The sequence below is a fragment of the Amycolatopsis silviterrae genome (genome assembly GCF_042684085.1).
In the GTDB taxonomy this organism is placed as follows: domain Bacteria; phylum Actinomycetota; class Actinomycetes; order Mycobacteriales; family Pseudonocardiaceae; genus Amycolatopsis; species Amycolatopsis silviterrae.
The window spans coordinates 285430-292120 of sequence record NZ_JBHUKS010000012.1; the positions used below are offsets into that span (position 1 = coordinate 285430).

The following is a 6691-nucleotide window of genomic DNA, read 5'->3' on the forward strand; positions in this document are numbered from 1 at the left end:
GGGCTAGTGCGCGGCGTCCTTGGTGACCTGGCGGTACCAGTCGTCGTACGGGTGGTTGGTGGCCGGGTAGTTGACCAGCGGATCGGTGGCGAGGCCGGAGTTGTCGAAGTCCCAGCCGCGCACCGCGTGGCCGCTCTTGCGCGCGGCGACCAGGAACGCGGATTCCTTCGCCGGCGCTCCGTAGAACAGCCCGTCCTGCAGTTCCGCCGGGTCGCCCTGCTGGTATTCGTCGAACGCGACCTGCTGGTACTGCACGCGGCCGCCGGTGACGCGATCGGTGGAGTAGCGCAGGGTTTGCGCGGGCGTGGAGCCGTCGGCGCCGGTGGTCACGCTGATCCGGCCCGCGTTTGCCTTGTCGTAGCGAGGATCGGACGTTTTCGCGTTGCCGGTCCAGGTCACGGTGTCGCCGGAGAGCGTGCCGCGCCACTGCCAGTTCTGGTCGTGTGCCTGGCTGCGGTGGATTTCGCGGACGCCGGTGCCGGTGAACGCGACCGTCGGCAGCACCCCGTTGTCGTACTGACGGCTCGCCGACCAGGTGATTTCGCCGTCCACGCCGAGCTGTCCGGTGTGGTACCAGAGCGTGGCGGCGGTCTGCGACTGGTGCACCTCGACGATCCGGCCGGAGTCGTCGAGCGCGATCGCCGGGGTCTGGCCGCTGTCGTAGCGGCCGTGGCGCTGCCAGGCGACCCGGCCGTCGGCGCCGAGCTGCCCGGTCCAGTACCAGAGCGCGCCGCCGCCGGAATCGTGCACCTCGACGACCTGGCCGCGGCTGTTGACCGCGACCGCCGGGTGGTATCCGACGTCCCGGCGGTACGCGGCGCGCGTGCCGCCGTCGCCGGACAGCAGCGGGAGCACCTTGCCGCGCAAGGAATCCGTGGTCGCGCCGGTGCGGTACGCGGCGGGGGAGAGCAGCCGGGGCCCGAACGCCGCGCCCAGCTCGGCGTTGACCGCGCCCAGGTTCCCGGCGGCGAACGACTCGTTGTCGGTGAGGTCGTCCTTCAGGTCGAGCATCACGACGATCGGCGCGGCGTCCGGGTGCGCGGCGGACCAGGTGTTCACGACGGCGAGCCAGTCGCGGAGGCGGTCGGACGCCGGATTGCCCGCGTGGTCGACGAGGTCGCCCGGGGCGCTGTGGCCGATGCCGTAGTCGCGGCGGGTGGCGTAGCCGTTGTCGTGGACGTCGAATTCGATGAACCGGACGCCTTGGTCGAGCTGGTGGGAGATGGATCCCTTCGCGCCGTCGACGTTGCCGGAGTAGCTGTTGTGCGTAGCGGCGAAGATGGTGCTGGAGAAGGGTTGCGCGGCGATCGCGGGCGCCGCGCCGAGCGCGGTGACAGCGACGGCGGCGATCGCGGCAGTGCGGAAACGGTGCATGCAGACCCCCAGGTCAGGCGGACGACCGAAAAATCCTAGCGATCTTCGCAGAGATTCATGGCATGTTCGGGGGATGCGGGAAAACGACGAGGAAACGTTCGCCGAGCACGTGGCCGATCTGCTGTCCGGTTTGCCCGAAGCGGAGGCGGTCGCGCTGGGCGGCTCGCGAGCGCGCGGAACCCACCGCCCGGACAGCGACTGGGACTACGCGGTGTACTACCGCGGCGCGTTCGACCCGGACGACCTGCGCGCGCTCAACCTGCCCGGCGAAGTGTCCGGCCTGGGCGAATGGGGCGGCGGGGTGTTCAACGGCGGCGCGTGGCTGACCGTCGAGGGACGGAGCGTCGACGTGCACTACCGCGACCTGGACGTGGTCGAGCACGAACTCGCCGAGGCGGAGAAGGGCCGGTTCCATTGGGAGCCGCTGGCGTTCCACCTGGCCGGGATCCCGAGCTATCTGGTGGTGGCGGAGCTGGCGTTCAACCGGGTCCTGCGCGGGGAGCTGCCGCGTCCGGAGTACCCGGAGCTGTTGCGGGAGAACGCACCCAAGTTCTGGCGCGCTTCGTCGGCGCAGACGTTGCAGTACGCGAAGTCGGCGTACGTGCAGCACGGGCGGGTGACGGAGGCGGCGGCTTCGACCGGGGTGGCGGCGATGCAGGCCGGGCACGCGGTGCTGGCCGCGCGCGGGGAGTGGGTGACGAACGAGAAAACCCTGCTGGAACGGGCGGGGTTGCGCGGGCTGGACGACGTGGTGGCGGGCATGGGGCACGATCTGGCGGGGGCGTTCGCCACGGCGTGCGCGCTGATCGGTCAGGAGGTCGGCGCCGAGTAGTCCGGAATCCCCGATGGCGCAACGGTTTCCGTGCGCCAAACCTCGCCGGGCGGCACGGATCCGTTTCATTTCGCCGTTTTCGGGTATCTCCCCTCGGCACGGCTGCGGCCGCCACGCCGTGGCGAGTCGCGCGTGCTGAACGGAGGAACGCTTTATGCAGGAGTCCGAGCCGACCGCGAAGGACCCGGACAAGGGATACGTAGCGCTGCTCGGCTGGTCGCTCAACGCGGTCGAGGCGCTCGACCGGTTCGACCGGCGCTACGTCGTGGTCGCGCCGGACTGGGCGGAGAAGTACTGCGCCGAGCACGACATCCCGTACCTGTCCTGGAACTTCGAGCGGCTCAACGACCGTTCGATGGAGATCGCGGAGATCCTGCACGACGAAGGCGTCGACGTCGCCATCCCGCTGTTCGAGGAGACCGTCGAGTGGGCCGGGGCGATCAACTCCGTGCTGCTGGACAATCCGCGCCTGTTCGGGCAGGCCATGCTGCTGCGGGACAAAGCGCTGATGAAGCGGCGCGCGCAGCTCGGCGGCATCCGGGTGGGGATCTTCGAGGAGGCGCACGCCCGCGACGACGTCGTCCGGTTCCTCAAGCGGGTCAACCAGACGCTGCTCAAGCTCGACGGCGATCCGAACGACCCCATCCACCTCAAGGCGTTCGACAAGGCGGGCTGCCTCGGGCACCGGGTCATCCGCACCCCGGACGAGATCGACTCCATCCCGGAGGAGGAGTTCCCGGTCCTGATGGAGTCGCATCTGGACGGATGGGAGTTCGCCGTCGAGGCGTGGGTCCACGGCGGCAAGGTCAAGTTCCTGAACATCTCGGAGTACGTCACGCTCGGGTACTCGGTGTTCGTCCCGGCGACGCCGGAGCTGGAGAGGTACCGGCCGCAGATCACCGCCCAGATCGAGAAGCTCGTCAAGACCTTCGACATCGAGTTCGGCTTCGTGCACCCGGAGTACTTCGTCACCAGCGACGGCGAGATGTACTTCGGCGAGGTCGCCTACCGCCCGCCGGGGTTCAAGGTCTTCGAACTGCTCGAACGGGCCTACGGGTTCAACGCCTACCAGGCGCTGGTGCTGTCCTTCGACCCGAAGACGACCGAGGAGGAGATCGACGCGTTCTTCCCGCAGGAGGTCGCCGACGCGACGGGAGTGGCCGGTTGCTTCGGCGTGTACCCGCGCCGCCGCGTGGTCAGCGAGCTGCAGATCCCGCAGCAGACCGAGGACGACGACTACTACGAGTCGCACGACCTGACCGCGCCGCTGGAAGAGACGGTGACCAAGAGGACCGCGTTCGGCACGCACTGGGGTCTGCTGTACTTCTTCGGGGACGACCCCTACCGGATGCGCGACCTGCTGAAGGAACAGGAAGCACTGGACTTCTACGTCTGAGCACGGACGAGTCCGCCACGCCGACCGAAGGACGCTTTTGAAGCCGAACGCCGACGTCACCGGCACGACTGCGACGCTGGCCAAGCGGGTGGCCTCGCTCGACGACGCGGTCGCGGCGATGGCCGCGACCCGCGACTTCGGCAAGCACACGAAGCTGCGGCGGGTGCTGGAGGCGCTGCGCCGGGTGCTGGTCCAGCCGGACGGCGCGGCGGCAGTCCGGGCCAGGGCCCAGGCGCTGGAGGAGGCGGGGGTCTTCCAGGACACCGACTGGGACACGCCGGAGATCCTCATCCCCGCCCTGGTCGGCCCCGGCCTGCACAGCGAGAACTCCGACACCGTGGTGATCGAGGCGACCAGCGAGCTGCGGATGCTCGCGGTCGCGTGCGGCGACTACGAGCATCCGACGCTGCCCGCCGAGGACGCCCGCGTGTTCCTGTCGCAGGTGCTCGGGGCGAACCTGGAACTGCTGTTCACCCCGCCCAGCGAGGCCGAGCGGACCCGGCAGGGCCGGACCGCGCAGCTGATCCGGGACCTGCTGCGGTATCTCGCCGACCAGATCGGCTACGACAGCATCCTGGACAAGGTGGTCGAGGAGATCTGGCGGATCCTGCGCCAGCGCCCGATCCAGGTCGACCAGGTGAAATCGCTGATCACCCGGATCTCGATCTACCGCGGCGACCCGGACGTCGACCTCGGCGGTTCGTCGGTGCAGGGCCTCGACCGGCTCATCACCAGCCTGTTCGGGACCACCGAGGCGTGCCGGGAGGACCCGGGCGTCGACGTCTTCCGCGCCCGGCTCGAGGCGATGGACGCGGCGAGCCTGCAGTACGAGGCGACCGGGTTCGCCAGGGCCATGCACGACACCGGCCTGGTGTCGCCGTACCACGCCGAACTCCTGCGCTACCTGGCGCACGAAAGCGACTACCTGCTCGGCGAAGCGCTCGGCCTGTCCGATGTGGGCCGGAACTGTCTCATGCGCTACCACGACCTGGTCCACCGGCTGATCGAGGAAGCCGTGCATCCGCAGACCGCGCAGTGCGTCTACGGGCTCGCGCTGCTGCTCGACCGCGGCATCCTCTACGAACCGCCGGTGGTGCCCGCGCTGTGGCGGCAGCTGGCGCTGGAACTGTCCGCCGCCGCCCGGGAACGGCTGACGCTCGTGTTCGGCGACCAGCCGGGGCCCGAGGCGCGGCTGCTCGCGGGCGTGCTGTCGATGCTGGGCCAGCCGCTCGGCGTCGGGCAGGGCGACAACCCGACGTGCCAGTCGGCGCGCGCGTTGTCGATGTGGGCCTACAACGACCCGGACTACCTGCTGCAGGTCGTCGTGTGGGCGGCCCGCGACGACGAGGTCGTCATGCACTTCGAGGGACAGCCGGTGTCGTCGAAGGAAGCCGGCGCCGGGCTCTCGGCCGGGCTGCCCGCCGACCTGGACCCGGTGTCGTCGCTCGTGGTGCCGCACCTGGACCGGATCTACGCGGAGATGGGCCGCCGCTGCGCCGACCGGCCCGGCGATCCGCACCGCTGGGTCAACCCGGAGTTCCACGGCTGGTGGGCGTCCCGGGGATTCCGGATCAACGTCGACGTCGCGACCGGCAAGCTGGTCGACCCCGACGATTTCCTGCGGCAGTTCCACGCGAGCTATCACCCGTCCTACAACGGCGACCAGCCGCTGATCCACCCGCAGCCCGCCGGGATCGCGGTCACCGACAGCGCGGCGCGCTACGTCGGCTGGCACGCGATCACGATCCTGCGCACGGCCCCGGACCCCGAGGACGTCATGCGGGTGTACTTCTACAACCCGAACAACGACAGCGGGCAGGACTGGGGCGACGGCGTCGTGGTCTCCACCGCGGGCAACGGCGAACGGTTCGGCGAGGCTTCGCTGCCGTTCGACCAGTTCGCGTCCCGGCTCTACATCTTCCACGTCGACCCGAGGGAGCACGGGGAACCGGAGAAGGTGCCCGCCGAGGATGTCGCGCGGATCATCGGATATCTCGAACGGAGCTGGGGAGCGGACCGGCTGCCCGCCGGGACGTTGCAGGCGGAGCCTCCTCAGGGTTGACCGCCGTTTCGCACTGTCCACAGTGGACTTTCCGGGTCGCCGGTCCCGTTTTTGTCGGTGCTGCCTGCCACGATGGCGATAGCCGATCGAGGAGGCATGGTGACGGATTCGCTGACCGAGTGGGAATGGCTGGAGAGCTACGGGCCGCTGAACGACATCTTCTGTGTTTCGTTCGTGCGCGGGCTCGCTCCGCCCGAGGTGGTGCGCCGCTTCGGCGGCGGCGACGGGGAGCGGATGACGTTCGGCGAGATGAACGGCCTGGTCGCGGACTACGTTGAGCGGACCCAAGGCGGGAACGGCGGCGGGTATGTCGGGGTGGTGCAGTCCGGCGGGTGGAGCGTGGCGGTCGAGCCGTGGGGATGGCAGGGGAACTTGCCGGAAGTCGTCGGCGGGCTCTCGAAATCGACCGAGGTGGTGGCGATCAACCGGCACGATTACGCCGAGGCGCACTTCGTCCACGCGGTGGACGGCACGGTCGTCGCGGGCTTCACCCCGCGAATGCCGAGTCAGCGGTACGGCACCGAGCCGGAGCGGCTGACGTCGTTGATGCGCGCGGTCGGATTCGACCCGGAGCGGGACGAACGGCCGGCTCGCCCGGTCGCGGCGGCGTTCGCGATGGCGGCCTCGATGACGGGTGTGACGTTCACGCCGAAGCTGCTTGAGCAACTGTTGCTGGTGGGGGACATTCGGACTTAGGTGGCGCGTGCTGGCTGCCTGGCGGGGTGGATGGGGCGCGCGGAGGGGAGTTTGCCGAGGGAGGGGATTTGGCGGCGGTGATGGATCGTGGCCGCGTTGGCCGGTGATCGCCGGGGCGACGGAGGTCGGCCGGGATGACCGGATGACCGAGGCCGACCGAAGACGACCGAAGACGACCGAAGACGACCGAGGGCGGCTGAGGGCGGCAGGGGACGACCGGGATGGCCGAGCACGGCCGAAGACGACCGGTGTGGTCTGGCTGGGTCTGTGGGACCGGTGTCGGTGAGGGAGCGGCGAGGGTGGTCGTGTCGTGCCTGTGGGACCGGTGTCG

General features: G+C 69.8%; 5 protein-coding genes. 4 read left to right on the top strand and 1 reads right to left on the bottom strand.

Features of this window, described 5'->3' with window-relative positions; genetic code table 11:
- Positions 1-3: 3 nt before the first annotated feature.
- Complete coding sequence (locus ACFSVL_RS18815; RefSeq protein ID WP_378305828.1) at positions 4-1374, bottom strand: hypothetical protein; 1371 nt, start codon at positions 1372-1374, stop codon at positions 4-6.
- 73 nt (positions 1375-1447) lie between these two features.
- On the opposite strand from ACFSVL_RS18815, the gene ACFSVL_RS18820 reads away from it, so the two are divergent.
- The 4 genes from ACFSVL_RS18820 to ACFSVL_RS18835 all read left to right on the top strand — a co-directional run bounded on the left by ACFSVL_RS18820 (position 1448) and on the right by ACFSVL_RS18835 (position 6360).
- Entirely contained in the window at positions 1448-2206 is a 759-nt protein-coding gene (locus ACFSVL_RS18820; protein WP_378305830.1) for a nucleotidyltransferase domain-containing protein, read from the top strand.
- Between the two features lie 154 nt (positions 2207-2360).
- Positions 2361-3602 carry an ATP-grasp domain-containing protein gene (locus ACFSVL_RS18825; RefSeq protein WP_378305832.1) on the top strand — a complete coding sequence of 414 codons (1242 nt, stop codon included), beginning with the start codon at positions 2361-2363 and terminating at the stop codon, positions 3600-3602.
- A 37-nt stretch (positions 3603-3639) separates the two neighbouring features.
- On the top strand, positions 3640-5664 hold the full coding sequence (locus tag ACFSVL_RS18830) for a hypothetical protein (protein ID WP_378305834.1): 2025 nt from the start codon (positions 3640-3642) through the stop codon (positions 5662-5664).
- Positions 5665-5763: 99 nt separating this feature from the next.
- Positions 5764-6360 (top strand): DUF6461 domain-containing protein, encoded by a 597-nt coding sequence (locus ACFSVL_RS18835; protein ID WP_378305836.1) that lies wholly within the window; start codon positions 5764-5766, stop codon positions 6358-6360.
- The last annotated feature ends 331 nt before the right edge of the window (positions 6361-6691 follow it).

What these genes read in the sequence shown, in the direction of transcription:
- ACFSVL_RS18815 (WP_378305828.1), bottom strand. Translation starts at nt 1,374, where the DNA reads ATGCACCGTTTCCGCACTGCCGCGATCGCCGCCGTCGCTGTCACCGCG.
- ACFSVL_RS18820 (WP_378305830.1), top strand. Translation starts at nt 1,448, where the DNA reads ATGCGGGAAAACGACGAGGAAACGTTCGCCGAGCACGTGGCCGATCTG.
- ACFSVL_RS18825 (WP_378305832.1), top strand. Translation starts at nt 2,361, where the DNA reads ATGCAGGAGTCCGAGCCGACCGCGAAGGACCCGGACAAGGGATACGTA.